The organism is Methylobacterium symbioticum (genome assembly GCF_902141845.1).
Lineage (GTDB): Bacteria > Pseudomonadota > Alphaproteobacteria > Rhizobiales > Beijerinckiaceae > Methylobacterium > Methylobacterium symbioticum.
Genome location: NZ_CABFPH010000002.1, coordinates 120062 through 145795, shown reverse-complemented (window position 1 = coordinate 145795; position 25734 = coordinate 120062). Strand labels below are relative to the sequence as shown.

The 25734-nt window shown below is 70.7% G+C and carries 27 protein-coding genes; 19 read left to right on the top strand and 8 right to left on the bottom strand.

The window, feature by feature from the left end:
- Positions 1-2: 2 nt before the first annotated feature.
- The 11 genes from MET9862_RS01560 (at position 3) to MET9862_RS01510 (ending at position 13051) form a co-directional block, all read left to right on the top strand.
- Positions 3-746: a (Fe-S)-binding protein gene (locus MET9862_RS01560; protein ID WP_142581354.1), complete on the top strand. Its 744-nt coding sequence runs from the start codon at positions 3-5 to the stop codon at positions 744-746.
- Entirely contained in the window at positions 743-2314 is a 1572-nt protein-coding gene (locus MET9862_RS01555) for a lactate utilization protein B (protein WP_142581353.1), read from the top strand. Before MET9862_RS01560 ends, MET9862_RS01555 begins: the two co-directional genes overlap by 4 nt.
- Positions 2311-2907 carry a LutC/YkgG family protein gene (locus MET9862_RS01550; protein WP_142581352.1) on the top strand — a complete coding sequence of 199 codons (597 nt, stop codon included), beginning with the start codon at positions 2311-2313 and terminating at the stop codon, positions 2905-2907. Before MET9862_RS01555 ends, MET9862_RS01550 begins: the two co-directional genes overlap by 4 nt.
- Before the next feature lie 94 nt (positions 2908-3001).
- Positions 3002-3862 carry a transglutaminase-like domain-containing protein gene (locus MET9862_RS01545; RefSeq protein ID WP_142581351.1) on the top strand — a complete coding sequence of 287 codons (861 nt, stop codon included), beginning with the start codon at positions 3002-3004 and terminating at the stop codon, positions 3860-3862.
- A 117-nt stretch (positions 3863-3979) separates the two neighbouring features.
- Positions 3980-5359, top strand: coding sequence for an ethanolamine ammonia-lyase subunit EutB (locus tag MET9862_RS01540; RefSeq protein WP_142581350.1), 1380 nt, complete (start codon positions 3980-3982; stop codon positions 5357-5359).
- Positions 5356-6171 (top strand): ethanolamine ammonia-lyase subunit EutC, encoded by an 816-nt coding sequence (gene eutC, locus MET9862_RS01535; RefSeq protein WP_142581349.1) that lies wholly within the window; start codon positions 5356-5358, stop codon positions 6169-6171. Before MET9862_RS01540 ends, eutC begins: the two co-directional genes overlap by 4 nt.
- Before the next feature lie 257 nt (positions 6172-6428).
- Positions 6429-8159 carry a dihydroxy-acid dehydratase gene (gene ilvD, locus MET9862_RS01530; RefSeq protein WP_142581348.1) on the top strand — a complete coding sequence of 577 codons (1731 nt, stop codon included), beginning with the start codon at positions 6429-6431 and terminating at the stop codon, positions 8157-8159.
- Positions 8146-9060, top strand: a complete 915-nt coding sequence (locus MET9862_RS01525; protein WP_142581347.1) for a tetratricopeptide repeat protein — start codon at positions 8146-8148, stop codon at positions 9058-9060. Before ilvD ends, MET9862_RS01525 begins: the two co-directional genes overlap by 14 nt.
- Before the next feature lie 949 nt (positions 9061-10009).
- Entirely contained in the window at positions 10010-10729 is a 720-nt protein-coding gene (locus tag MET9862_RS01520; RefSeq protein ID WP_142581346.1) for a response regulator, read from the top strand.
- Positions 10726-12123 (top strand): ATP-binding protein, encoded by a 1398-nt coding sequence (locus MET9862_RS01515; RefSeq protein ID WP_142581345.1) that lies wholly within the window; start codon positions 10726-10728, stop codon positions 12121-12123. The genes MET9862_RS01520 and MET9862_RS01515 overlap by 4 nt, the downstream gene beginning before the upstream one ends.
- A gap of 58 nt (positions 12124-12181) precedes the next feature.
- Positions 12182-13051: an NAD(P)-dependent oxidoreductase gene (locus tag MET9862_RS01510; protein ID WP_142581344.1), complete on the top strand. Its 870-nt coding sequence runs from the start codon at positions 12182-12184 to the stop codon at positions 13049-13051.
- Here MET9862_RS01510 and MET9862_RS01505 read toward each other — a convergent pair whose 3' ends face one another.
- The gene (locus MET9862_RS01505) at positions 13052-13546 is read right to left on the bottom strand and encodes an MmcB family DNA repair protein (RefSeq protein ID WP_142581377.1); all 495 of its coding nucleotides are present in this window, start codon (positions 13544-13546) and stop codon (positions 13052-13054) included.
- A 92-nt stretch (positions 13547-13638) separates the two neighbouring features.
- Positions 13639-14160, bottom strand: coding sequence for a DedA family protein (locus tag MET9862_RS01500; protein ID WP_142581343.1), 522 nt, complete (start codon positions 14158-14160; stop codon positions 13639-13641).
- Between the two features lie 145 nt (positions 14161-14305).
- Between MET9862_RS01500 and pdxY the strand changes: the two genes are divergently transcribed.
- The 4 genes from pdxY (at position 14306) to MET9862_RS01480 (ending at position 17716) form a co-directional block, all read left to right on the top strand.
- Entirely contained in the window at positions 14306-15154 is an 849-nt protein-coding gene (gene pdxY, locus MET9862_RS01495) for a pyridoxal kinase PdxY (protein ID WP_142581342.1), read from the top strand.
- A 70-nt stretch (positions 15155-15224) separates the two neighbouring features.
- Positions 15225-16112, top strand: a complete 888-nt coding sequence (locus MET9862_RS01490) for a PhzF family phenazine biosynthesis protein (RefSeq protein ID WP_142581341.1) — start codon at positions 15225-15227, stop codon at positions 16110-16112.
- The gene (locus MET9862_RS01485) at positions 16105-16839 is read left to right on the top strand and encodes an NUDIX hydrolase (protein ID WP_142581340.1); all 735 of its coding nucleotides are present in this window, start codon (positions 16105-16107) and stop codon (positions 16837-16839) included. The genes MET9862_RS01490 and MET9862_RS01485 overlap by 8 nt, the downstream gene beginning before the upstream one ends.
- A gap of 91 nt (positions 16840-16930) precedes the next feature.
- Positions 16931-17716, top strand: coding sequence for a 3-hydroxybutyrate dehydrogenase (locus MET9862_RS01480; RefSeq protein WP_142581339.1), 786 nt, complete (start codon positions 16931-16933; stop codon positions 17714-17716).
- A 55-nt stretch (positions 17717-17771) separates the two neighbouring features.
- Here MET9862_RS01480 and MET9862_RS01475 read toward each other — a convergent pair whose 3' ends face one another.
- From MET9862_RS01475 to meaB, 3 genes are all read right to left on the bottom strand, one after another.
- Positions 17772-18116: a CsbD family protein gene (locus tag MET9862_RS01475; protein WP_142581338.1), complete on the bottom strand. Its 345-nt coding sequence runs from the start codon at positions 18114-18116 to the stop codon at positions 17772-17774.
- A 124-nt stretch (positions 18117-18240) separates the two neighbouring features.
- Positions 18241-18894, bottom strand: a complete 654-nt coding sequence (locus MET9862_RS01470) for a pyroglutamyl-peptidase I family protein (RefSeq protein ID WP_142581337.1) — start codon at positions 18892-18894, stop codon at positions 18241-18243.
- On the bottom strand, positions 18891-19880 hold the full coding sequence (gene meaB / locus MET9862_RS01465) for a methylmalonyl Co-A mutase-associated GTPase MeaB (RefSeq protein ID WP_142581336.1): 990 nt from the start codon (positions 19878-19880) through the stop codon (positions 18891-18893). The genes MET9862_RS01470 and meaB overlap by 4 nt, the downstream gene beginning before the upstream one ends.
- Before the next feature lie 214 nt (positions 19881-20094).
- Here meaB and MET9862_RS01460 point away from each other — a divergent pair, with 214 nt between their 5' ends.
- From MET9862_RS01460 to MET9862_RS01450, 3 genes are all read left to right on the top strand, one after another.
- The gene (locus tag MET9862_RS01460; protein WP_142581335.1) at positions 20095-21129 is read left to right on the top strand and encodes an alpha/beta hydrolase; all 1035 of its coding nucleotides are present in this window, start codon (positions 20095-20097) and stop codon (positions 21127-21129) included.
- Positions 21130-21244: 115 nt separating this feature from the next.
- The gene (locus MET9862_RS01455) at positions 21245-21592 is read left to right on the top strand and encodes a hypothetical protein (protein ID WP_142581334.1); all 348 of its coding nucleotides are present in this window, start codon (positions 21245-21247) and stop codon (positions 21590-21592) included.
- Between the two features lie 78 nt (positions 21593-21670).
- Positions 21671-22183, top strand: coding sequence for a tellurite resistance TerB family protein (locus MET9862_RS01450; protein ID WP_142581333.1), 513 nt, complete (start codon positions 21671-21673; stop codon positions 22181-22183).
- A gap of 5 nt (positions 22184-22188) precedes the next feature.
- On the opposite strand, the gene MET9862_RS01445 is transcribed toward MET9862_RS01450, so the two are convergent.
- Complete coding sequence (locus MET9862_RS01445; RefSeq protein ID WP_142581332.1) at positions 22189-23370, bottom strand: pyridoxal phosphate-dependent aminotransferase; 1182 nt, start codon at positions 23368-23370, stop codon at positions 22189-22191.
- A 232-nt stretch (positions 23371-23602) separates the two neighbouring features.
- A complete protein-coding gene (locus MET9862_RS01440; protein WP_142581331.1) occupies positions 23603-23794 on the bottom strand; it encodes a hypothetical protein in 192 nt (63 codons plus the stop codon).
- 222 nt (positions 23795-24016) lie between these two features.
- Between MET9862_RS01440 and MET9862_RS01435 the strand changes: the two genes are divergently transcribed.
- Positions 24017-24298 (top strand): hypothetical protein, encoded by a 282-nt coding sequence (locus MET9862_RS01435; protein ID WP_142581330.1) that lies wholly within the window; start codon positions 24017-24019, stop codon positions 24296-24298.
- Positions 24299-24322: 24 nt separating this feature from the next.
- Here MET9862_RS01435 and MET9862_RS01430 read toward each other — a convergent pair whose 3' ends face one another.
- On the bottom strand, positions 24323-25729 hold the full coding sequence (locus tag MET9862_RS01430; protein WP_142581329.1) for an ATP-binding protein: 1407 nt from the start codon (positions 25727-25729) through the stop codon (positions 24323-24325).
- Positions 25730-25734: the final 5 nt, after the last annotated feature.

The window sequence follows — 25734 nt, the reverse complement described above, 5'->3', positions numbered from 1 at the left end:
CCATGCGTATTGGACTGTTCGTCCCCTGCTACGTCGATGCCTTCGAGCCGGAGGTCGGCATCGCCACCCTGGAGCTGCTGGAACGCTTCGGCCTCGACGTGCACTACCCCTACGACCAGACCTGCTGCGGCCAGCCGATGACCAATACCGGCTGCCACCAGGAGGCGGCCGCCACCGAGGCCCTGTTCGTGAAGAACTTCTCGGGGTTCGACTACGTGGTCGCGCCCTCGGGCTCCTGCGTGCACCAAGTCCGCGAGCATCTCACCGCGATCCCGCAGACGGATGCGGTGCGGAAAGTCCGCGAGAGCACGTTCGAACTCGTGGAGTTCCTGCACGACGTGCTGAAGGTCGAGGCGCTGCCCTGGGCGCGCTTCCCGCACAAGGTCGCCTATCATGCCAACTGCAACGCGCTGCGCGGCATCGACCATGCCCGGCCGTCCGAGCTGAACCTGCCGTATTTCTCGAAGCCGCTGAACCTCCTGAAGAAGGTCGCGGGCGTGGAGCTGGTCAACCTCGCCCGGCCCGACGAGTGCTGCGGCTTCGGCGGCACCTTCTCGGTCTTCGAGCCGGCGGTCTCGGCCAAGATGGGCTACGACAAGGTGGCCGACCAGAAGCGCGCCGGGGCCGAGTACGTGGTCTCGGCCGATTCCTCCTGCCTGATGCATCAGAAGGGCTGCGCCGAGCGCCTCGGCCTGCCGCTGAAATACATCCACATCGCCCAGGTTCTGAACGGAGCCGCCGCATGAGCGCCGAGGATCTCCACCCCCGCGAGCGCGAGGGCGTCGTCAACCCGGTCGTCCGGGCCGCGACCGACGAGAGCGAGCGCGGCCAGGACGGGCGCCGGCTCGACCATGCCGAGGGCACCTCGAAGCCGATCAAGGCGCCGCCCGTGCGCGAGCCCCAACCCCGCGGCGCCAAGATCCGCGGCGACCGGCCGATCGACCAGGCCGAGGCCGCCGAGCGCTTCCTCGCCGCGCCCCTCCACGCCGCCGCCCATGACGAGCGCCTGTGGGATCTGCGCAAGAAGCGGGACGCCGCCGCCTTCGGCATCCCCGAATGGGAGGAGCTGCGCGAGCTCGCCTCGCAGATCAAGACACATACCCTCTCCCATCTCGACCTCTACCTCGAGCAGTTCGAGGCGGCCGCGAAGGCGAACGGCGTCCATGTCCACTGGGCGCGCGACGGGGCCGAGCACAACCGCATCGTGCTCGGCATCCTGCGCGACCACGGCGCGCGGACGATCGTGAAGTCGAAGTCGATGCTCACCGAGGAATGCGGCTTCCGTCACTTCATGGCGGGGGAGGGGATCGAGATCATCGAGACCGATCTCGGCGAGCGCATCCAGCAGCTCGACGACGAGGAGCCGAGCCACATCGTGGCCCCGGCCGTGCACAAGACCCGCCTCGACGTGGCCGAGGTCTTCGCGCGGACGCTCGGCACCGACCCCGACAACGACGACGCCCACTACCTCGCCGAGAGCCAGCGCGAGACCACGCGACCCCATATCCTGAATGCCGATGCCGGCATGACGGGCTGCAACTTCGCGATCGCCGAGACCGGAACGGTGGTCACCTGCACCAACGAGGGCAATGCCGATCTCTCCGGCAACGTGCCGAAGCTGCAGATCCACTCGATCGGCATCGAGAAGCTGATCCCGCGCATCGAGCATCTCGGCGTGTTCATCCGCCTGCTCTCGCGCTCGGCGCTCGGCTCGCCGATCACTCAGTACACCTCGCATTTCCGGAAGCCCCGGGCCGGGACCGAGATGCATATGGTGCTCGTCGATAACGGCCGCTCGGCCCGGCTCGGCATGGAGGAGTTCTGGACCTCGCTCAAATGCATCCGCTGCGGCGCCTGCATGAACACCTGCCCGGTCTACCGGCGCTCGGGCGGGCTCTCCTACGGCGCCACCTATGCCGGGCCGATCGGTCTCATCATCGACCCGACCTTCAACAAGCGGAAATACTCGACGCTGCCGTTCTCCTCGACCATGAACGGCTCCTGCACCAATGTCTGCCCGGTCAAGATCAACATCCACGAGCAGATCTTCGCCTGGCGCAAGGTTCTCGCCGAGGAGCACCAGATCCCGCTGCTCAAGCAGGGCATGATGAAGGCTGCGGGCGCGGTGCTGGCGCGGCCGGCCGCCTATCGGGCGGCGATCGGCGCGGCGGATTCCGCCCTGAAGGTGCTGCCGCGCTTCGCCGTCTACAACCCGCTCAACACCTGGGGGAAGAAGCGCGAGATGCCGGACGCCCCGCGCCAGAGCTTCCACGCCTGGTACAAGGAAAACCGCATGAAGGACGGCGCGAAATGAGCGCGCGCGAAGCCATCTTCTCCGACCTCCGCCAGAACCGGCCGGCGGGCGAGTTTCCGCTGCCGGAGGTGCCGCTGTTCCCGCCGCTCGTCGGCGACGACCTCGTGGCCGAGTTCGGCGAAAGGCTGGTGCGCATGGGCGGACGCGTCGCCGAGCCCGGCGCGGACGACGTCTTCGCGGGCGTGCGCGAGCGCCTGGCCGCCGCGACGGTGGTCGCGTCCGCCGTGCCCGAACTCGAGGGCACCCTCGACCTGCGCGCGGTCTCGCGTCCGCAGGACGTGAACGACGTGGACGTGGCGGTAGTCCGCGCCGTCTTCGGCATCGCCGAGACCGGCTCGGTCCTGTTCACGCAGGACCAGCTCATCGTGAACGCGGTCGCCTATCTCGCCCAGCACCTCGTGGTGCTGCTCGATCCCGCCGACATCCTGCCCAATGTTCAGGCGGCCTATCGCCGTCCGGAATTCGGGCAGGCCGCCTATGCGGTGCTCCATACCGGGCCCTCGGCCACGGCCGATATCGAGGGCGTGCTGATCCACGGGGCCCAGGGCGTGCGCTCGCTCACCGTGGTGCTGCAGCCGCGGGCAACCCCTTAAGCCGACGACGCTTTTTCGGGCAGGCCGACCGGGAACCGGCGCGGGTCCGCAAGCTTGTGCTGGTGGCCGGAACGGCCCCAGCGAAAGTCCCCCGATGCGCTACACCCTGGGCTGCAGCCTGTCCTACAACATCCTCGCGGAAACGACCTTCATCTTCAATTTCGAAGTCGCGCGGCTGAGGAGCGTCGAGATCCTGAACGAGAGCCTCGTGCTCACGCCGGACCTGAAGCGCGAGGTCTACGTCACGCCCGATCTCAAGAACCGCTATCTCGGCGTCAACGTGCCCGTCGGTCCGTTCGCGGTCGAGTACAACGCCGAGGTCGACCTCACGGTGCACCGCGCCGACCCGGCGGCCATCAACGAGACGCCGATCTCGGCCCTGCCCATCGACATCCTGCCCTTCCTCCTGCCGAGCCGCTTCGTCTCCTCCGATCGCCTGACGCCCTTCGCCCAGGCCGAGTTCTCGGCGCTCCCGAAGGGCCATCAGCGCGTCAACGCGATCTGCAACTGGATCCACGACCACATCGCCTACGTGCCGGGCGCCAGCGACCAGGAGACCACGGCCGACGAGACCCTGCTGAAGCGCGCCGGCGTCTGCCGCGACTTCGCCCATCTCGGCACCGCCTTCTGCCGGGCCCTCGGCATCCCGGCCCGGTTCGTGAGCTGCTACGCGCACGGCCTCGTGCCGAGCGACTTCCACGCGGTGTTCGAGGCCTATCTCGACGGGCGCTGGTGGCTGTTCGACGCGACGCGGCAGGCCGATCTCGACGGGCTGGTGCGGATCGGCATCGGCCGGGACGCCGCCGAGATCGCCTTCTCGACGCCCTACGGCAACATGCAGCCGGTCAACCAGCAGATCCGGATCCAGCGCTCGGACGGCATGGGCAGCCCGATGCCGCGCACCGTCGACGCGATCTCGACGGAGGAGCCGGCGCCGCATGCCGGCGCGCTGTGAGGGGATCCCGTCATCCTGTGATCCTGTGCGCCTGCGCTTCGCTCGCCCGCAGATTGGGGAGGCAAGACACGGGATCTGATATGATCGCACCACCTCGATCCTCGACAGGGTGACCGGATGGCCTATCGCCACGTCGTCGGCCCGCGCAGCTGGGCCTTCGCCGACCTCGCCACGCTGATGGCGAAGGCGACTCCGCCGCGCTCGGGCGACCGGCTCGCCGGGATCGCGGCGGAGTCGGCCGAGGAGAACTGGGCGGCGCGCTGGTGCCTCGCCGAGGTGCCGCTCAAGGAGATCCTGGCCCGGCCGCTGATCCCCTACGAATCCGATGACGTCACCCGCCTGATCCTCGACACGCACGATCAGGGGGCCTTCGCCGAGATCGGGCACCTGACGGTCGGCGATTTCCGCGAGGTCCTGCTCACCGCCTCCCCGGAGATCCTGGCCCGGATCGCGCCCGCGGTGACGCCCGAGATCGCGGCCGCCGTCTCAAAGATCATGCGCAACCAGGACCTGATCCTGGTCGCCCGGAAATGCCGCGTGGTCACCCGGTTCCGCAACACGATCGGCCTGCCCGGCACCCTGGCCGTGCGCCTCCAGCCGAACCACCCGACCGACGATCCCGCCGGCATCACCGCGGCGATCCTCGACGGCCTCTCCTACGGCTGCGGCGACGCCGTGATCGGCATCAATCCGGCCTCCGATTCGGTCCAGGCGCTGGGCGATCTCCTCAAGCTCCTCGACGAGTTGATCCAGCGCCACGCCATCCCGACGCAAGGTTGCGTGCTGACCCACGTCACCACGACCCTCGAGGCGATGGAGCGCGGCCTGCCGGTGGATCTCGTCTTCCAGTCGATCGCCGGGACGGAAGCCGCCAATGCGGGATTCGGCGTCACGCTGCCGCTGCTGAAGGAGGCCCACGCGGCGATGCTAGCCCTCAAGCGCGGCAGCCTCGGCGACAACGGCATGTATTTCGAGACGGGTCAGGGCTCCTGCCTCTCGGCCGACGCCCATCACGGCATCGACCAGCAGACGCTGGAGGCGCGCGCCTACGCGGTGGCCCGCCCCTTCCGGCCGCTGCTCGTCAACACCGTGGTCGGCTTCATCGGGCCCGAATATCTCTACGACGGCAAGGAGATCATCCGCGCCGGCCTGGAGGACCATTTCTGCGGCAAGCTGATGGGCGTGCCGCTCGGCGTCGACGTCTGCTACACCAACCACGCCGAGGCCGATCAGGACGACATGGACACGCTCCTGACGCTGCTCGGCGCGGCCGGCTGCACCTACGTGATGGGCGTGCCCGGGGCCGACGACGTGATGCTGAACTACCAGTCCACCTCGTTCCACGACCAGCTCTACCTGCGTGAGGTGCTCGGCCTGAAGCGGGCGCCCGAATTCGAGGCCTGGCTCGAGGCGATCGGCCTCACGGACGGGCAGGGCGCGCTGCTCGCCGGCGCGCCGAACCGGCTGCTCGCCGACGCCTCCGGCATCGCCGCATGAGCGACCAGCGGGAGATCTGGGCGCGGCTCGCCGGGCTGACGCCCGCCCGGATCGGCCTCGGCCGGGCCGGCAGCGGCCAGACCACGCGGAGCGTGCTCCGGTTCGGCCTCGCCCACGCCCAGGCCCGCGACGCCGTTCACGCGCCGCTGGATGCGCGGGCGCTCGGCGCCGGCATCGAGGCCCTCGGCCTCGCGACCCTGGCCGTCGCCTCGCAGGCCGGAGACCGGGCGGCCTATCTGCGCCGGCCCGATCTCGGCCGCCGCCTCGTGCCGGACGACCGGGACCGGCTCGCCGCCGCCGCCGAGGGGTCTTGCGACCTTGCCCTCGTCGTCGCGGACGGGCTCTCGGCCCGCGCCGTCCATGAGAACGCCGTGCCCGTTCTCGACGCCTTCCTGCCCCATGCGGCGCGGGCCGGCTGGCGCCTCGCTCCCGTGGTGGTGGCCACGCAGGCTCGCGTGGCGCTGGGCGACGCCGCCGGCGAGGCCCTGCGGGCGCGCGCGGTGGCGGTGCTGATCGGCGAGCGGCCCGGACTCTCTTCGCCCGACAGTCTCGGCATCTACCTGACCCTCGACCCGCGCCCCGGCCGCACGGATGCGGAACGGAACTGCATCTCGAACGTGCGCGCCGCCGGACTGACGCCGGACAAGGCCGCGTTCAAGCTCGCCTGGCTGCTCGGGCAGGCGCTGTCCCGCGGCCTCACGGGCGTGCGCCTCAAGGACGAGAGCGACCGTGCCCTGGAGGCGAAATCCGCCGCGCCGCAGCTCCGCGCGGACGGATCGTCTCCGCCGCCCCGGGCGGGGAGCGAAGCTTAGCTGTGGCGGGGTCGCAACACCGCGAAAGCATCCCGGGTTTGCCCCGAGCGCTGCCACGATCCGCCGCGTTCCCGCCATAAACCGGGACCACCTCAGCATCGGCGGCAAACGACAATTCCTGCAACGCTTTACCGCCGGGTTGCGAACGATTCCGGACAGGTGTTTCGAGGCCCCTCGCGCGTCGTCGCCAGGCGATGTGATGGGGCTCTGCGCACCCCATCTCTGGCATCTTCGAAGAGTACGACGGGACCTGGGTCATGGACGCGCGCGTGAACGACAAGTCGAAGCTGCCGAGCCGGCATGTCACGGAGGGGCCCGACCGCGCCCCGCACCGCTCCTATCTCTACGCGATGGGCCTGACCCGCGAGCAGATTCACCAGCCGCTCGTGGGCGTCGCCTCGTGCTGGAACGAGGCCGCTCCCTGCAACATCTCGCTGATGCGCCAGGCGCAGGCGGTGAAGAAGGGCGTCGCCGCCGCCCACGGCACGCCGCGCGAGTTCTGCACCATCACCGTCACCGACGGCATCGCCATGGGCCATGGCGGCATGCGCGCCTCGCTGCCGTCCCGCGAGGTCATCGCCGACTCGGTCGAGCTGACCATGCGCGGCCATGCCTACGACGCCCTCGTGGGCCTCGCCGGCTGCGACAAGTCGCTGCCCGGCATGATGATGTCGATGGTCCGCCTCAACGTGCCGTCGATCTTCATCTATGGCGGCTCGATCCTGCCCGGCTCCTTCCGCGGCAAGCCGGTGACCGTGCAGGACCTGTTCGAGGCCGTCGGCAAGGTCGCGGTCGGCGACATGAGCCTCGACGACCTCGACGAGCTGGAGCAGGTCGCCTGCCCCTCGGCCGGCGCCTGCGGCGCGCAGTTCACCGCCAACACCATGGCGACGGTCTCCGAGGCGATCGGCCTCGCACTGCCCTATTCGGCCGGCGCGCCCGCCCCGTACGAGATCCGCGACAAGTTCTGCGCCGCGGCCGGCGAGAAGGTGATGGAGCTCATCGCCAAGAACATCCGCCCGCGCGACATCGTCACCCGCAAGGCGCTCGAGAACGCCGCCGCCACGGTCGCGGCCTCGGGCGGCTCGACGAACGCGGCCCTGCACCTGCCGGCCATCGCCCACGAGGCCGGCATCGAGTTCACCCTGTTCGATGTGGCCGAGATCTTCCGGCGCACGCCCTACATTGCCGACCTGAAGCCGGGCGGGCGCTACGTCGCCAAGGACATGTTCGAGGTCGGCGGCATCCCGCTCCTGATGAAGACCCTGCTCGATCACGGCTTCCTGCACGGCGACTGCCTGACGGTCACCGGCCGCACCATCGCCGAGAACCTCGAGAAGGTGGCCTGGAACCCGGACCAGGACGTGGTGCGCCCGGCCAACAACCCGATCACGCCGACCGGCGGCGTCGTCGGCCTCAAGGGCAACCTCGCCCCTGAGGGCGCCATCGTGAAGGTCGCCGGCATGTCGGCCGACAAGCAGGTCTTCACCGGCCCGGCCCGCGTCTTCGACGGCGAGGAGGCTTGCTTCCAGGCGGTGCAGACCCGCGCCTACAAGGAGGGCGAGGTCCTGGTGATCCGCTACGAGGGCCCGCGCGGCGGCCCCGGCATGCGCGAGATGCTGTCCACCACCGCCGCGCTCTACGGCCAGGGCATGGGCGACAAGGTCGCGCTGATCACCGACGGCCGCTTCTCGGGCGCGACCCGCGGCTTCTGCGTCGGCCATGTCGGCCCCGAGGCCGCGGTCGGCGGGCCGATCGGCCTGCTGCGCGACGGCGACATGATCACCCTCGACGCGATCAAGGGCACCCTCGACGTGGCGCTCTCGGATGCGGAGCTGGCCGAGCGCCGCAAGGCCTGGGCCCCGCGCCCGAACACCGCCACCTCCGGCTATCTCTGGAAGTACGCGCAGGGCGTCGGCCCGGCTGTGAATGGTGCCGTCACCCATCCGGGCGGCGCCAAGGAGACGCAGAGCTATGCGGACATCTAGGACTGACCTCTGCCGGCCGATGCGGCCGGCCGGGGCCGATCCGGGTCGGCTCCGCAGGCGTCTGGGCCGGCTCGGTGTCCTGCGCAGCTCGGTCTTCGCGGGGCTCTGCGCCGCGCTGACCCTGGCTGCGCTGCCTCCGGCCCCGCGGGCGCTCGACGCCGCCGCGCGCACCCCCGTGCCCGAGCGGAGCTACCGCTCGGCCAAGGACGCGCTGCGGGCGGGCGTGCGCGAGTACAATGCGGGCGACAAGGAAGGCGCCGCCCGCGCCCTCGAATACGCCGCCGGCCAGGGCCACGCCCTCGCCCTGTGGAAGCTCGGCCGCATGTACGCGGACGGGGACGGCGTGCCGCACGACGACCTGAAGGCCTTCGAATACTTCTCGCGCATCGCCGATTCGGGCACTGCGGATGGCCCGGACGCGCAGATCTCCGGGGTGACGGCCGCCGCCTTCACCGCGCTCGGCACCTATTTCCTCGACGGGATCAAGGGCACCTATGTGCGCCCGAACCCCGAGCGCGCCTACGACATGTTCAACTACGCGGCCTCCTATTTCGGGGATCCCAACGCGCAGTACAACCTCGCCCGGCTCTATCTCGACGGCAACGGCGTCGACGCGGATCCGAAGCAGGCGGCGCGCTGGTTCAACCTCGCCGCGGAGAAGGGCCACCATCCGGCCCAGGCGCTGCTCGGCGACATCCTCATCAACGGCCTCGGCGGCGTGCCGGTGCAGCGCGTGCGCGGCCTGATGTGGCTGGCGCTCGCCCGCGAGGGCGCGCAGGGCCGCAAGGACGACTGGATCGTCACCCTCTACGAGAAGAACTGGGCCGGGGCGAGCGAGGACGACCGCAGCGAGGCCCAGTCGCAGATGCAGACGGTCGGCTCGATCAAGCGGCGCCGCTGAACGCCGCCCGCATCGGCGAATGCCGGTCCGGCGTCCGGACCGTGGATTGGACCACGGGTCCTGAAGACAGGACGATGATCTCCTGCTCCTCCCCGACGAGGTCGAGGAGAGCTTTGTCAGGTTGACAATGTTCCTGTTTTGTGCTCATTTGCTTGCACCTGCCGTCCGGCATCGCAGGGGTGATCCTGCGCTGCCTTTCGGGGGCCCGTCCCGGGGACCGACCGGGAGGGGCGCGGACGGCGGGGCGGTGCCCGCGTCACCGGCCTCGGATCCGGCCGGTGCCCCGGGCGGCGTGCCGACGCAAGGTCTGCTCGGATCCGGGCGGTGAGGCGGGCTGAGGAAATGCGCCCGTCCCGACCCGGTTCTGGGGGATCGCCAGAGACTCGCCGGCCCGACCCACTACGAGGCGGGCCTCGCGCCGGACGGGCGTATGTCAGCGTGCACGGGGTTCCCGTCCCGCTAGGGACCGGACCCGGCCAGCGGCAGTCGCGAGGTCGGAGGACGCCGGGACAGACACCGCGACGACAAGACGGATGGGCGGGCTGGGTCTCAGCCTCTCAGCCTCTCATCCGCGGGACGCCGGGGAGCCGGCTTGTGCAACGTTGCGTTTCGGGCTCCGCGGCGTCCCGCGTCACCCCGACCGCGCCAGCCATGCCCCCGGCGGATGATCCGCGCGGGGCCGAAAGCATGTGCGCACCACGACAGGCCCCCTCTCCCGTTCGGGAGAGGGGACCCGCGCCCCGTCCGGAACCGTCGCTCCCCTCCGGAATGAGGGGCCCGCCGGCGCGCCGATCGGCGAGGCAGCGCGTCCTGCACGACTGACGTGTTTCCGGATATGTCCGCTGCCGCCCGGGAAACGTGCGGTTACAATTGTCCGGCCCGCCCCATCTTCCGGATACGGCCCGGGCCGGGCCATAACCGGGCTATGCTCGCGACCGAAACCTCCGCGATGACCGCGCTTGCCACGCCCCATATCCTCGTCGTCGAGGACGATCGCGAGATCTCGGCGCTCGTCGCGCGCTATCTCCGCGGCAACGAGTGCCGGGTGACGCTCGCCGGCGACGGGCGCGAGATGGACCGGGTGCTGGGCGACGCGAAGGTCGACCTGATCGTCCTCGACCTGATGCTGCCCGGCGAGGATGGCCTGAGCCTGTGCCGGCGCCTGCGCGGCCATTCGCAGATCCCCGTCCTGATGCTGACCGCCAAGGGCGAGGAGATCGACCGCATCATCGGGCTCGAACTCGGCGCCGACGACTATCTCGCCAAGCCCTTCAACCCGCGCGAGCTGCTGGCGCGGATCCGCGCCATCCTGCGCCGCAGCGCCGCCAACGGCACCGACGAGGACGGGGTGCGCCGCCTTCACTTCGCCGGCTGGACCCTCGACGTGTCCCTGCGCCAGGTGCTCAGCCCGGAAGGTGCCCGCGTCGCCGTCACAGGCGCGGAATTCGATCTGCTTCACGCGCTCTGCCTCCGGCCCGGCCGGGTGCTCTCCCGCGACCAGCTCCTCGACCTCACGCAGGGGCGGGCGGCCGGGCCGTTCGAGCGCAGCATCGACGTGCTGATCAGCCGGATCCGCCAGAAGATCGAGCGCGATTCGCGCAACCCCGAGATCATCCGCACGATCCGCTCGGGCGGATACCTGTTCACGCCGGAGGTCACGCGGGCATGAGCGGGCTCGTGCACCGCCTCCGCGCCCGGCTGCGGCCACGCAGCATCGGCGGGCAGATCGCACTCCTCGTGGTGGCGGCGATCGCCGCGGCCCATGTGGTGGCGACGCTGGCCTTCTTCCTCCTGCACGAGCCCTGGCGGCCGGAGGATCGGCCCGCCGTCCTGACCGGGCGCCTCGCCACCGTGGCGCGGCTGCTCGACGCCTCCGCGCCGGAGCTGCGGCCGGACCTCCTCGCCAGCGCCGCCCGCACCCTTCCGATCCTCGACATCGCCCCGTGGAACGGCCAGGGTGGCGACACCGGCACCGACAAGCCGGTGGCCCGGCGCCTGCGCGACAGCTTCGGCCGCGGCCTCACTGTCGCGAACCTGACGCCGCCATCGGCCCCCGCCGGACACAGCCTGCGCCTCGGCCTCGCCACATCCAACGGCGCGATGCTCCAGGGCACGCTGCCGGACGATCCCCTGCGTCCGCCGCGCCAGGGCGCCATCATCTTCACCTTCGTCTTCCTGGGCCTGACCCTCGCGCTTCTCTCCGTCTGGGCGACCCGCGCGCTGACGGCGCCGCTGGCGCGCCTCGCCGGGGCGGCCGAGGCCTTCGGCGCCCGGGACGACCACGTCGCCCTGCCGCAGGCCGGCCCGAAGGAGGTGCTCGCCGTCTCCCGGGCGCTCGACCGGATGCGGGCCCGCGTGCGCCGCCTCATCGACGACCGCACCCAAATGCTCGCCGCGATCAGCCACGACCTGCGCACGCCGATCACCCGGCTGCGCCTGCGCGCCGAGTTCATCGAGGACGAGAACGCCCGTGCCTCGACCCTGCGCGACCTCGACCAGATGAACGCGCTGGTCGAGGCGGCCCTCTCCTTCGTGCGCGACGGCCAGGGGCGGGATGTGGGCAGCCAGTCGCTGGTCGATCTCGCCTCCGTCGTCCACACGGTCTGCGACGGCTTCGCCGATGTGGGCGCGCAGGTCTCGGTGGAGCGCAGCCGCCACGTTCTGGTGCGCGGCCGGCCCGACGAGCTGCAGCGCGCGATCACCAACCTCGTGGACAACGCCGTGAAGTATGGCGGCAGCGCCAGCCTGTTCATGGACGCGATCCCGCGCGGCACCCGCGTCGAGGTGCGCGACCCGGGCCCCGGCATCGCCGAGGCCGAGCGGGAGGCGATGCTCCAGCCCTTCGTCCGTGGCGACCGGGCCCGGAACCTCAACGAGGCCACGGGGTTCGGTCTCGGCCTGTCCATCGTGCAGGCGATCGTCGAGGCCCATTCCGGCCGCCTGATCCTGGAGAACCGCCCCGAGGGCGGCTTCAGCGCGGTGATCGAACTGCCGCTGGCGGCACAGCCCGCGCCCGCCCCGCCCGAGCAGAGGCCGGCGCCGCCAATGGACCGCGCCGCTTGATCCGTCGGCGCCGTCGCGCTCTATGCGCGATGCGGAGCGAGAGCGGAGGAGACTGCGCATGGATGTCGGATTCATCGGTCTCGGGCGCATGGGCCGGGGCATGGTCGCGAGCCTGCTGCGGGACGGCCATAAGGTCCGGGTCTGGAACCGCTCGGCCGGTGCCGCCGAGGGGCTCGACGGTGCGACCGTGGTCGAGAGCGCGGCGGAGGCCTTCCGGGGCGAGGCGGCGATCACCATGCTCGCCGACGATGCGGCCCTGCGCTCCGTCATTGTGGAGGGCGGGCTTCTCGACGGCGCAGAGCGCCCGGGCCTGCATCTGAGCATGAGCACCATCTCGGTGGCGCTCTCCCGGGACCTCGCCGCAATCCACGCGCGAGCCGGCGTGCCCTACATCGCCGCCCCGGTCTTCGGCCGACCGAACGTCGCTGAGGCCGGCGAACTCAACATCGTCTGTGCCGGCCCGGACGAGGCCGTTGCCCGCGCCGCGCCCCTTCTCGACGCGATGGGCGCCAAGACCTGGCCGTTCGGCCCGGAGGCGCCCCGCGCCAATGCGGTCAAGCTTGCCGGCAACTTCATGCTGATCTCGGCGATTGAGGCGATGGGCGAGGCCTGCGCCTTCGCGGAGGGGCACGGCGTACCGGGCGCCGACCTCCTCGACCTCCTGACCAACACGCTGTTCGCCTCACCCGTCTACAAGGGCTACGGCGCGTCGATCGCGGCGAACCGCTACGAGCCGCCAGGCTTCAATCTGAAGCTCGGCGCCAAGGACGTGCGCCTCGCGCTCCAGGCGGCCGAGGCGGTCGGGGTGCCGATGCCCTTCGCCAGCGTGCTCCGCGACGGCCTGATCGAGGCCATGGCCCACGGCGATGCCGACAAGGACCTCGCGGCCCTGGCGAAGGTCTCGGCCCGGCGGAGTGGGCGGGGATAGCTACAGCGCCCCTTCGCGCACCGCGCCGGGATCGGCGAGTACGTGCAGCAGCCGCGCCGCGCTGTGGGCGAAACGGAGCGTCACTGCCTTGCGGCGGGCGCCGCTCAGCGTGTGCTCGGCGGGCTCGCGCAGGATCGCCGCACCGAAGGCATCGGCGACGATGAGGCCGCATTCCTCGGGGATCATCGTTTCCGGCACGGTGTCGGAGATCGCGAAGTAGAAGCGATCGCAGAAGTCGCGATAGTCCGGCCATTTCCGGTCGGCCCGGAAATCCGCGACGCTCGACTTGATCTCCACGATGCTGAGCTTGCCCGCGCCGCACAGGGCGATCACGTCGGCGCGCCGGCCGTTCGCCAGGGAGAATTCGGGCAGGCTGACGCAGCCGAGCTCCGAGAACAGGCGGCGCACCCCGCGCTGGATGCGCGCCGCCGTCGGCGACTGGCGGCGATCGGGCGGCAGGAGTGTGTCGGAGGTGGTGGCGAGGGCAGGGGGCATCGGGCCAGGGAGCATCGGGCGAAGCGTTCCGTTTCGGAACACTCTGCCCGGCTCGGGGGCTGCTTGTCACCTGCGGCGCGTGCGCCGGGCTCTCAGCCCTGGAGCCAGCTAAGGAGCCCGGCTCCGGGAGCGAGCAGCACGAAGGCCCAGACGAAGCCGGACAGCCAGTTCGCGACCTGGAAGGGCAGACGCTCGACCGCGAAGATGCCGGCGATGAGCGGCACCACCGCGCGGGCCGGCCCGAAGAAGCGCCCGACCGCCACCGACGCCGCGCCCCAGCGCTTCAGGAAGCTCTCGCCGCGGGACACCATCTCCGGGTAGTTCCGCATCGGCCACATCGCCTTGGCGTTCGGGCCGTAATAGCGGCCGAATTCGTAGGAGATCCAGTCGCCGAGCCCGGCGCCGATGCCGGCGGCGGCCACCACCGGCCAGAGCGGGATGTCGGCGGCACCGATCATCGCGCCGATGCCGACGAGGATCACCGTCGCGGGCACGAGGAGCGACAGGAAGGCGATCGATTCGCAGAAGGCGAGCACGCCGGTGATCAGGGGGGCCCAACTCTTATGGGCCTCCACGAAGCCGAGGGCCGCGATCCGCAGGGCTTCGAGATCCATCTGTCTGCTTCGTCCTGATCCCAAGGAGCGTCGGATCTGGGGCAGTGCCAGCATTCGCGCAACCCGGCCCCGGGCCGGATGCAGGATGCGGCCTCACGGGAAACCCGCTAACAGTCCAGCCGCCCCAGTTCGGAGGTGAGAACCCGTGCAGGTCCTGTCGATCCAGTCCCACGTCGCCTACGGGCATGTCGGCAACGCCTCGGCGGTTTTCCCGATGCAGCGCCTCGGCGTGGAGGTCTGGCCGATCCACACGGTGCAGTTCTCGAACCACACCGGCTACGGCGCGTGGCGCGGACGAGTCTTCGATGGGCCGGCGATCGAGGAGCTGGTGGCCGGCATCGGCGAGCGCGGGGTGCTCGGCACCTGCGACGGCGTGCTCTCCGGCTATATGGGCTCGGCCGATATCGGCACGGCGATCCTGCACGCGGTCGCCGCGGTGCGCGCCGTCAACCCGAAGGCGCTGTATTGCTGCGACCCGGTGATGGGCGATATCGGCCGCGGCGTCTATGTCCGACCCGGCATCCCGGACTTCATGCGCGACCAGGCCGTGCCGGCCGCCGATATCCTGACGCCGAACCAGTTCGAGCTCGACGCCCTCACCGGCCTGCCGACCGGCACCCTGGCCGAGGCCAAGGCGGCGGTGCTGGCGCTTCAGGCGCGCGGCCCGCGCGTCGTCCTCGTCACCTCCCTGATCACCGATGCGACGCCCGCCGACGCCATCGATTTGCTCGCGGGGGAAGGCGGCGCGTTCTGGCTGTTGCGCACACCCCGCCTCTCGCTGGACGTGAACGGGGCGGGCGACTGCATCGCAGCCTTGTTCTTCGTGCACTATGCTCGAACCGGCTCGGCGACGCTCGCCCTCGGCATGGCCGGCGCCTCGGTCTACGGGCTGCTCCGGCGCACGGCCGAGGCTGGATCCCGCGAGATCCTGACCGTTGCCGCTCAGGACGAGTTCGTGAGCCCGAGCGAGACCTTCCCGGTCGTGCCGGTCTGACCCAGTTCCTACCAGTCCGCCGGAGTTCGACGAGGCGACGCCCGCCTCGCCCGCCCGCAGAGGAGCCCCCATGCCCCGCCGCTTCGTCATCCTCGACGTGTTCACGCAGACGCCGCTTGCCGGAAATCCGCTCGCCGTCGTCCTCGACGCGGACGGGCTCGACGGCGCGGCGATGCAGGCGATCGCCCGCGAGTTCAACCTGTCGGAGACGGTGTTCGTGCTGCCGCCGACCGAGACCCGCCACCGCGCTCGGATCCGCATCTTCACGCCCACCCGCGAGCTGCCCTTCGCGGGCCATCCGACAGTGGGCAGCGCCGTGCTCCTCGCCTTGCAGGACCGACGCGCCGACCTCGCCGACGCGGTCGCCTTCGGCCTCGAGGTCGAACTCGGCGTGGTGCCGTGCGTGGTCGAAGCCGACGAGAATCGGGGCCGCGCGCGTTTCAAGCTGCCGGTGATGCCCGACTTCCGCGGCGACGGACCGGACCCGGTGCCTCTCGCTGCCGCCCTCGGACTCGAGCCCGGCGACATCGGTTTTGGCCGCCACCGCCCGAGCCGGCACGCCGCGGGGCCCGAATTCACCTTCGTGCCCGTGGCGAGCCGTGCGCGCCTCGATGCCGCGAAGGCCGGCGCGGGCCTGCCGGAGATCGCTGATGCGGTCTATCTCTACACACCCGATCCGGAGGGGCTCGGCCTGCGCTTCCAGTCGCGGATGTTCGCCCCGGCCCTCGGCGCACCGGAAGATCCGGCTACCGGCTCGGCCGCGGCCGCCTTCGCCGGCGTGCTCATGCAGTTCGAGGCGCTGGGCGAGGGCACGCACGACGTCGCCATCCGCCAGGGCGTGGCGATGGGCCGCCCGAGCGAGATCGACCTCCAGATCGAGCTGGCCGCGGGTGCGCTGCGCTCGGTCGAGATCGGCGGTGCGGGGATCGTGGTGGCCGACGGGACCCTGCATGTCTGAGGGCCGCCCCTACGGGTTCGAGGTTCTGTCGCTCGCCCGTATCGAGGCGCGGCTGGTGACCTATGATTGGGCCTGGGCCCGCGACAATGCCGAGCGTGTCGCCCAGAACTGGGAGCGGCGGCGGGCGGCGCGGCCGGCGCTCTTCGACGGGCCGGTTCTCCTCGCCTGCGACTGTGCCGTGACGGAGAGCGGTTGCCGGGTCGACTTCTTCGAGACCACCTATTCCCGCTTCATCGCCTATCGCGACGGCGGCTCGCCGGACGGCCACGTGGCCAACGCCTTCGCGGCCATCGTGCCCTGGAGCGCCGACGGCGCGGTGCTGATGGGCGAGATGGGGCCGCAGACGGCCAATGCGGGCCAGATCTACTTTCCCTGCGGCACGCCGGACCGCGATGATGTCCGCGGCGACGCGGTCGACCTCGCCGGCAGCGCCGGCCGCGAACTCGGGGAGGAGACCGGCCTCGATCTGCCGGAGGATGCCGGCGAATCCTGGGTGCTCCTGCGCGGCGACGGGCAACTCGCCTTCCTGCGCCCGGTCCGCTTCGGGGAGACCGCCGCGCAGTTGGGAGCCCGGATGGAACGGCACCGCCGGCAGGAGGCGGATCCGGAGCTCGCCCGCGTCGTCACCGTGCGCGGGGCGGCGGATATCGATGGGGGCCGGATGCCGCCCTTCGTGCGGGCCTATCTCGCGGCGGCCTTCGCGGACGGTTCGGCCCTGACGGGCTGAGCCGTCCCTCACCCGCACCATCTTGCCGCGCCGCACGCGTCGGCACAGGTAATGTGCCCGAGGCCGCAGACCCGACCGCCACGGAGCTTTCATGACCCTGACCTCCAAGACCGCCGTCGTCACCGGCTCGACCAGCGGGATCGGCCTCGCCATCGCCCGCGGCTTCGCGCGCGAGGGAGCCAACGTCGTCCTCAACGGCTTCGGCAAGCCGGAGGACATCGAGCGGGCGCGTACCGGCATCGAAGCCGAGTTCGGCGTGACGGCACACTACTCTAGCGCCGACATGACCAAGCCCGAGCAGATCGCGGCGATGGTGCGCGAAGCCGAGGAGCGCTTCGGCTCGGTCGACATCCTCGTGAACAATGCCGGGATTCAGTACGTCTCGCCGATCGAGGAGTTTCCGGGCGAGAAATGGGAGCAGATCATCGCGATCAATCTCTCCTCGGCCTTCTATGCCATGCAGGCGGCGATCCCCGGCATGAAGACGCGCGAATGGGGGCGGATCATCAACACGGCCTCGGCGCACTCGCTCGTCGCCTCGCCGTTCAAGTCGGCCTACGTCGCCGCCAAGCACGGTATCGCGGGCCTCACCAAGGCGGCAGGCCTCGAACTCGCGCCCTATAGGATCACGGCGAACTGCATCTCGCCGGGCTATGTCTGGACGCCGCTGGTCGAGGCGCAGATCCCCGACACGATGAAGGCGCGTGGGCTCAGCAAGGAACAGGTGATCGAGGATGTGCTGCTGAAGGCGCAGCCGACCAAGGAATTCGTCACCGTCGATCAGGTCGCAGCGCTCGCGGTGTTCCTGTGCTCGGACGCAGCGAGCCAGATCACCGGCGCCAACCTGTCGATGGATGGCGGCTGGACCGCGCAGTAGCGGCCCGCACGCGGGATCGCGGACGCTCGCCCAGGAGCGTCCGCGAAAAATGCCTCTAGCGGCGGCCGTGCAGCAGCAGGGCGAGGCCGTAGCCGACGGCGCCCGCCAGGAGGAGGGCGATCAGAGGGTTCTCCTCCACGCGGGAGCCCACCACCTGACGCCCATCGCGCAGATAGTCGCCGCTGCGGTCATAGGCGTCGCGGGCGTAGCTGCCGGCGTTGTCGGCGACGTCGCGCAAGGTGTCCTTGGCCTGGCCGTAGAGATTCTGCGCGGTTCCCTGTGCCTCGCGGAAGCGGCCCTCCACCGAGTCGCGGTTCGAGCCGACGAAGTCGCCCGCCGCGCCCTGGGCGCGTCCGGCGAATTCCTTCGCGCCGCCGACGATGCGATCCGTGTCAACCATATGATCTCTCCGTTCTCGAAGCGGGACGCCGGGACCCCAGCGGATTGCCCGGTGCCGTCCGTAGTCCGATGAACGCCCGAGATCGCGATTGGCCCCGCCGCAGACCGACAATTCGTGCGGAGAATCACCGCACGCGAGGGCGCTGCGCGGGTTTCGCGAAGGACACCGACCTGCCGCGCCGGCCGCACACCGCCATCAGTCCGGCAAGTTCGGCGAGGGCCCTGACCTGGCGGCCCATCGCGGCCTGCGCCGTGGCCCGGCTCAGGGGCCGCGCCGTGCGCGGCACCGGGGGGATGTGCACGAACAGCACCGGGGCATCCACGGCGAGCGCCGCGTAGTAGCTCGCGTTGCAGAGATAGCGACCCGCATCGTTCGAGGCGCGCGCGTCGAGCCCGTGGCGGCGCAGGATGGCCACCGCCTGCGCGGCCACGGCGCTGCACCGGGAGGCTGGCCCGTCCGGATCGAGATCGAGCCGCGCGGAAATGCGCCCTGCTGCGTCGGGATAAAGGCGGCTCGCCCGGTTGCGGGAGCGGATCTCGACGCGGATCCGCTTGGCCCGCGAGGCGACGCCGAGCATCAGAACGGCGGCGGGTTGGTCGGCGAGCGCCGGCAGCAGCGCGCCGGGGATCGAGGCGTAGGCGGTGCGCAGGACGAGGATGCGAGGAGCCGGGCCGGCGCGGCGGCGCAGGGCCGCTCCGAGGGCTCGGGCGAGTGCCGCGCTCGGGTTGCGCGGCATGCCAGGAAACGGGCCGAAGGCGGTGATGAGGAGAGGCGTCACAAACCGATCAGCTCGGCGATCAGCGCCGCGCCGGCAGCCGGCGAGTGCGCCCCTCCCGCGACCGCAGCCTCGGCCTCGGCGGTCTTCGCCCGGACCTCGGCGGTCCCGACGAGGCGCTGGTGCAAACGCTCGTGGACCAGCGCCCACATCCATTTCACATCCTGCTCACGCCGGCGCTGGGCGATCTCGCCGGTGGCGGTCAGGCGCCGTCGATGGTCGACGACCTTCTCCCAGAGCGCGTCGAGACGCAGGTTGTGGTAGCCGGAGATCGTCACCACCGGCGGCGTCCAAGTGGCGGAAGCAGGCGTCAGGATGTGAAGTGCGGCTCGATACTCGGACGCCGCTGCATTCGCCCGGCGCTCGGCCTCGCCATCGTCCGCCTTGTTCACCGCGATCATGTCGGCGAGCTCGAGGATGCCCTTCTTGATGCCCTGGAGCTCGTCGCCGGCACCGGGCAGCATCAGCACGAGGAAGAAGTCGGTCAGGTCGGCCACCGCCGTCTCGGACTGACCGACGCCCACCGTCTCGACGAGGATCACGTCGAACCCGGCCGCCTCGCAGAGCAGCATGGTCTCGCGGGTCTTGGCGGCGACGCCGCCGAGGGTGCCCGAGGACGGGGACGGGCGGATGAAGGCGTTGGGATCGAGGGCGAGGCGCGCCATGCGGGTCTTGTCGCCGAGGATCGAGCCGCCGGTGCGCGTCGAGGACGGATCGACCGCGAGCACCGCCACCTTGTGGCCGGCCGCCGTCAGGTTCGAGCCGAGCGCATCGATCGTGGTCGATTTGCCGACGCCGGGCACTCCGGTGATCCCGACCCGGATCGCCTTGCCCGTCTGCGGCAGGACGGTGTCAATGAGGTCGCGCGCCAGCGCCCGGTGGTCGGGCCGCTTCGACTCCGCCAGCGTGATCGCACGGGCCAGCGCCGCGCGCTCGCCGGCGAGCAGCCGCTCGCGAAGGGCATCGAGGTCAAGGGAGGGAGAGGCCATGTGCCCTACATGACCGGCCGTGCGGCGTTCGTCGAGGGGTCGGATCCGCCCTGGCAAAGGCTCCTGTGCTCCGCCGACCACATCGCACCTCCTGCCCGCAATCCACACCCGTCACGGCCACGCTTGTGCCCCGTCATGGTCACGATCCTGCGGCACAGGCTGTCGCATCGGTCCGGGCCCTCCCGCCCGGCCGCATCGGACGCGACCCCGGATCATGCTGCGCCAGCCTCCCACCCGACGCTCCCTGATTCGCCTCGGCGCGCTCGCGGGCGCTTCCGCGCTGGCGCCCGCGCTCGGTGCCTGCGTGGCGGACGGGCTCGTGCCCGGCACGGCGGCGATCCCTGAGAAGCAGTCGGCTCTCGATGTCATGCCGGTCCTGCTGGTGGCGACCACCCGCAAGCCCACGGCGGCGACGCCGCGCGCACCCTATTTCACCAGCGAGCGGGGCCGGGGCCTGAGCTTCGCCGAGGTGCGCCTGTCGCCGCCGGACCGCTCCCTGATCGGCAAGGTCTCCGCCGTTGTCACCGGCGACTGGACGATCGGCGCGGTGCCGAAAGTCGAGACCGGCGCCGGCGCGGCCGACGCCTTCGCCCAGGCGGCCCTGGGCCGCGATGTGCTCATCTACGTGCACGGCTACCGCGAATCCTTCGAATCGGCGGCCGTGAGCGCGGCGCGCCTGTCGGACGGCATCCGCTTCCGCGGCGTCTCGGGCCTGTTCACCTGGCCCTCGGCCGCGGCGACCTTCGACTACGGCTACGACCGCGAGAGCGCCCTGTGGTCACGCGACGCCTTCGAGGACCTTCTGAAGGCTCTCGCAGCCTCGCCCAGCGGCGGACGGATCAACATCGTGGCCCACTCGATGGGCACGCTGCTGACGCTGGAGACCCTGCGCATGCTGCGCGCCGAGGCCGGCGAGGCAGCGATGGCGCGCATCGGCGCGGTCGTGCTCGCCGCCCCCGACATCGATTTCGATCTCTTCGCCAACGGCGTGCGGCGGCTTGGGCCGGACGTGAACAAGATCACGGTGATCTCATCCACGAACGACCGCGCCCTCGAACTGTCGAGCACCATCGCAGGCGGCGTCGTTCGAGCCGGCGCGGCCGACCGCGAGCGCCTGGAGGAACTGGGTGTGCGGGTGGCCGATGCCTCGGATTACGGTGGCGGGCTGATCAACCACGATCTGTTCCTCTCGAATCCCGAGGTGCAGGCGGTGGTCAAGCGGGCGATCGCCCGCAGCGCCGGCGCCTGACGCGCGATCGGCCGGATATCGCGGGGACAGGGTTGGCGGGCGCCCCGCCGACCCCTACAGAGGCGCCGCGCGGCGCCAATCTCACGGGCGCCGACTCGCGAGAAGGAAGCTGGTCATGTTCACCCTCGAGATCGACGGCACGGCCGTGGCTGTCATCAACGGCGACGAGGAGACCGCGCGCGACCTCTTCACCTGCGACGGCTTCAAGTCCGACATCCGGTCGATGACGAGCAGCGGCACGCCGCTCTGGAACGGCACCTCCGAGCTGAAGGTCCGCCCGGCCACGGAAGACGAGGTCGAGATCTTCGAGGACGCGCTCGCCGAGGATGACGGCTCGGGCGATTTCGAAGCCGATCCGCACCATGCCGACGCCGAATCCGGCGACGACGAGGACGAGGCCGACATCGTCTTCCTGGTGGACATCGACGAGGAGGACGAGGACGACGACGCCCTCGACGCCTGAACGCCCCGACATCGGCGCGGCGGTGAACCCGAGGCCCGTCCGGCGGGTTGCCGGTCCGGACCTTCGGGAGGAACGGACATGGCGGATACGCGACGGATCGTGGATGCTCTGGTGCGGGCACGGCGCGGCGGCCTCACCGCCGGGGCCGCGCTCGGCGGCCTCGCCCTGATCGGCAGCATCGCCTACCACGCCCTGCGCGGCACCGCCGTGCAGGGCGCCACCACACCCGACTTCAAGGACGTCCCCGAGGACGAGGCCCGCCTGATGCTGCGGGCCATGGTTGCCGCCACGCTGGCCGACGGCGTGATCGACGCGGCCGAGCGACGGCGCCTCGACGAGGCGGTGGCCGCCGCCGGCCTCGATCCCGACGGCCGCGCCTGGCTCGAGCGCGAACTCGAAAGCCCGGCCGAGATCGACGAGATCGCCGATTCGGTGAACGATCCCGAGGCCGCGACGCGGATCTACGCCGCGGCCCGCCTGGCGATCGACCTGGATACGGTGCAGGAGCGCCAGTTCTTCAAGATGCTGGCCGAGGCCCTCGACGTGCCGGAGCCGGCCGCGGAGCGGGTCGAGCGCGAGGTCGCAGCCTAGATGCGTCAGGCAGGTTGGCGCTCGGCGAGGAAGTGCCGCATCCGCTCCAGCGCGCGGCGGATGTTCTCGGCCGAGTTGGCATAGGACAGGCGGATATAGCCCTCGCCATGCACGCCGAAATCGGGACCGCCGATCACCGCGACGCCCGCCTCCTCCAAGAGCGTGGAGGCGAGCTGCTTCGCCTTCCAGCCGGTCCGGGAGACGTTGGGAAAGGCGTAGAACGCGCCCTTCGGCGTGATGCAGCTCACATTCGGGAGGTCGTTGAGGCCCTGGACGACGATCGCCCGGCGGCGGTCGAACTCAGTGACCATCTCGACCACGCAATCCTGCGGCCCATCGAGGGCCGTGACGCCGGCCCATTGCGTCGCGGCGTTCACGCAGGAATGCGCATTGACCGCGAGCTTGCGGGCGGCGTCGTAAAGGGGCTTCGGCCAGACCGACCAGCCGAGCCGCCAGCCGGTCATGGCATAGGTCTTCGAGGCGCCGTCGAGATAGATCAGCCGGTCGCGAATCTCCGGATAGGCGAGCAGCGAGTGATGCGCCTCCCCGTCATAGGTCATGGTGCCGTAGATCTCGTCGGAGAGGACGGCCACGTCCGGATGAGCGGCGAGGCCGGCCACCAGTGCGTCGATCTCGGCCTTCGGGGTCACGCCGCCGGTCGGGTTGGCCGGTGAGTTGACGATGAGCAGGCGCGTGCGCTCGGTGATCAGGCCGAGCGTCTCCTGCGCGGAGAAGGCGAAGCCGTTATCCTCGCGGATCGGCACCGGGACGGGCGTGGCGCCGGTGAACTCGATCATCGAGCGATAGATCGGGAAGCCCGGATCCGGGTAGAGGATCTCGGCGCCCGGCTCGCCGAACATCAGGATCGCCATGAACATGGTGACCTTGCCGCCGGGCACGATCAGCACGGAATCGGGCGAGACCTCGACTCTGTGTCGCCTGTGGATGTCGCGGGCGACAGCCTCGCGGAGCGGCAGGATGCCGGTGGCCGGGGTGTAGCCGTGATGGCCGTCGCGCAGAGCCTTGATCGCGGCCTCGACGATGTGCGGCGGCGTCGGCATGTCGGGCTGGCCGATGCCGAGATTGATGATGTCGCGGCCTTCGGAGGCCAGCGCGTTGGCCCGGGCCAGCACCGCGAAGGCGTTCTCCTCGCCGATACGCCCGAAGGCGGGGACGGTGTGGAGCATGCGGAGCCTCTCGAAATCGATCGTTGGCCTCGGACGATGAGCGCGGCAGCGCCATTCGCACGAGGCTGCGCCGCCCGGTACGCCGATGCAAGGCGCGGGCCTGCGGTGCGGCACGTGATGGGTGACCGGCACTGCGGCGCCCCGACGTGCCGCGGGCGGCGCGTCGAGACCGCTCCGATGTCGCAACGGATATCAGCGTAGCGGGGCGCCCGCGGCGGCCCGCCGACAACCCTCAGGGCCTGGAGCGCTCGGCCAGCCGGCTCGCACCGAAGGAGATCGCGGCGGCGATCACGCCGAGGATGATGAAGGTCTTGATCGTGGCCGTGATCAGGGACGTCTCGATGCCGGTATCGGTGCCGAGGACGAGAGCGATGGCGGCGATGGGCACGCAGACCAGGATGGAGAGCGGAACGAGCGGGTTCATGGCGGCACTCACGTGGGGCGGCACCCTTCCGGAGGCCGCGGCGCGGACAAGCGCAGCGTGCATAGCACCGCTTCCGCGCGATGGGGACACCCTGCCGCCAAGATTTTAGGCGGCGACCCATCCAGCGCGCCTGCCATCACGGGCAGTGCGTAAAATTGTCCGCAAATCCCGCATCGAACCGCAGCATCTCTCGTCCAATCTCAGATCGAATTGGAGAGTCCCATGCGTCTTCAAGCTGTAAAGCGGAGCGGTCCCGGCGCCCCGACCGATCCGGTCGGCGACCTCGCGTTGCAGATCGCGCGCCTCGTCGGCCATCGCGCCTATGTCCGGGAGCAGGTGGTGAGCGGGATGCTCCTGCGCTTCCTGCCGAACGGTCTGCGGCCCTGGCGGGGCCCGGACGATCTGCGGCAGCGCCTCGATGCCGCGCGCCTCGACCAGCGCGCGCTCGACTATCTCTTCGCCAATGTCGCCAGCGAGATCGCGATGGCGCACGCCCGCGGCTGACGCCTGCGGCGCGCGCAACCCGAATCAGGCCGGCACTCGCACCGTCGCCCGGAGGCCGCCGAGCAGGCTCTCGTGCAGCGTGACGTCGCCGCCATGTGCGCGCGCGATATCGCGGGCGATCGAGAGTCCGAGGCCGGATCCGCCCGCATCCTGCCGGGCGTCGTCCAGGCGCACGAAAGGCTTGAACACCTCCTCGCGGCTCTCTGGGGGGATGCCGGGGCCGTCGTCGTCGATGGAGACGAGAAAGCTGCGGGCTTCTCGCCGGCCTGAGATCATCACGGTCTCGCCGTAGCGCGCGGCGTTGGCGGCGAGATTGAACAGGCAGCGACGGATCGCGTCGGACCGCACCGTCACCGTCGTGTCGCCCTCGAGATCCACCTCGGCGACGTGGGCGCCGAGCCGTTCCACGTCGGTGCGCAGATCCTCCAGCAGGGCGCGCATGTCGGTCGGCGCGGCCACCTCCGCCGAATCGCCGCGGGCGAAGGCGAGGTAGCCTTCGAGCATGCGGCTCATCTCGTCCACGTCCCGGGTGAGGTCCTCGACCTCCGGGGTCTGCTCGATCAGGGCGAGCGAGAGCCGGAACCGGGTGATGATGGTGCGCAGGTCGTGCGAGACGCCGTTGAGCATCGCCGTCCGCTGCTCCATCGCCCGCTCGATGCGCCGCTTCATCTCGATGAAGGCATGACCGGCCTGCCGGACCTCGCGGGCGCCGCGCGGGCGGAATTCGATGTCGCGTCCCTTGCCGAACCCCTCGGCCACGGCGGCGAGGCGCAGGATCGGCTTGATCTGGTTGCGCAGGAAGAGGATCGCGACGCCGAGCAGGACCATCGAGGACCCGGTCATCCACACCAGGAAGATGTGCGAGTTGGACGCGTAGGCCTGGCTGCGCCGCGCGGTGATCCGCATCACCCCATCGGGGATCGCCACGCGGATCTCGATGAGGTTCGAGCGGCCGACCGTGTCGATCCAGAATGGGCGGCCGATCTGGCGCTTGATCTCGTCGGAGAGGGCCTCGTCCAGGATCGAGAAGAAGGGCCGCGGACCCGAGGACGGAATCTTCGCGCCTTTCAGGATGTCGAGGTCCAGGCTGAGGCGATTGCCCGCGATCCGCGTCAGGGTCTCGGCGTCCTTGTCCTGCGGATAGCTCTCGTAGATGTCGATGAGCGCGGCGATGTCCGAGGTGACGGCCGAGGAGAGGCGCCGCGTGACGAGCTGCCAGTGCCGCTCCATGAAGGTGTATGCAATCACCGATTGCAGCAGCACCACCGGCGCGATGATGATGATCAGCGAGCGCGCGTAGAGGCCCTTGGGCAGCGCATCGCCGATCGCCCGCGCCACCCGCTTCCAGGCGGTGCGCAGGGGCGAGAGCGGGGTGCGGGCCGGGGCAGGCCGGTCCGCATCTGCGATCCGGGTGGTCTGTGTACCGTCCATCCCCG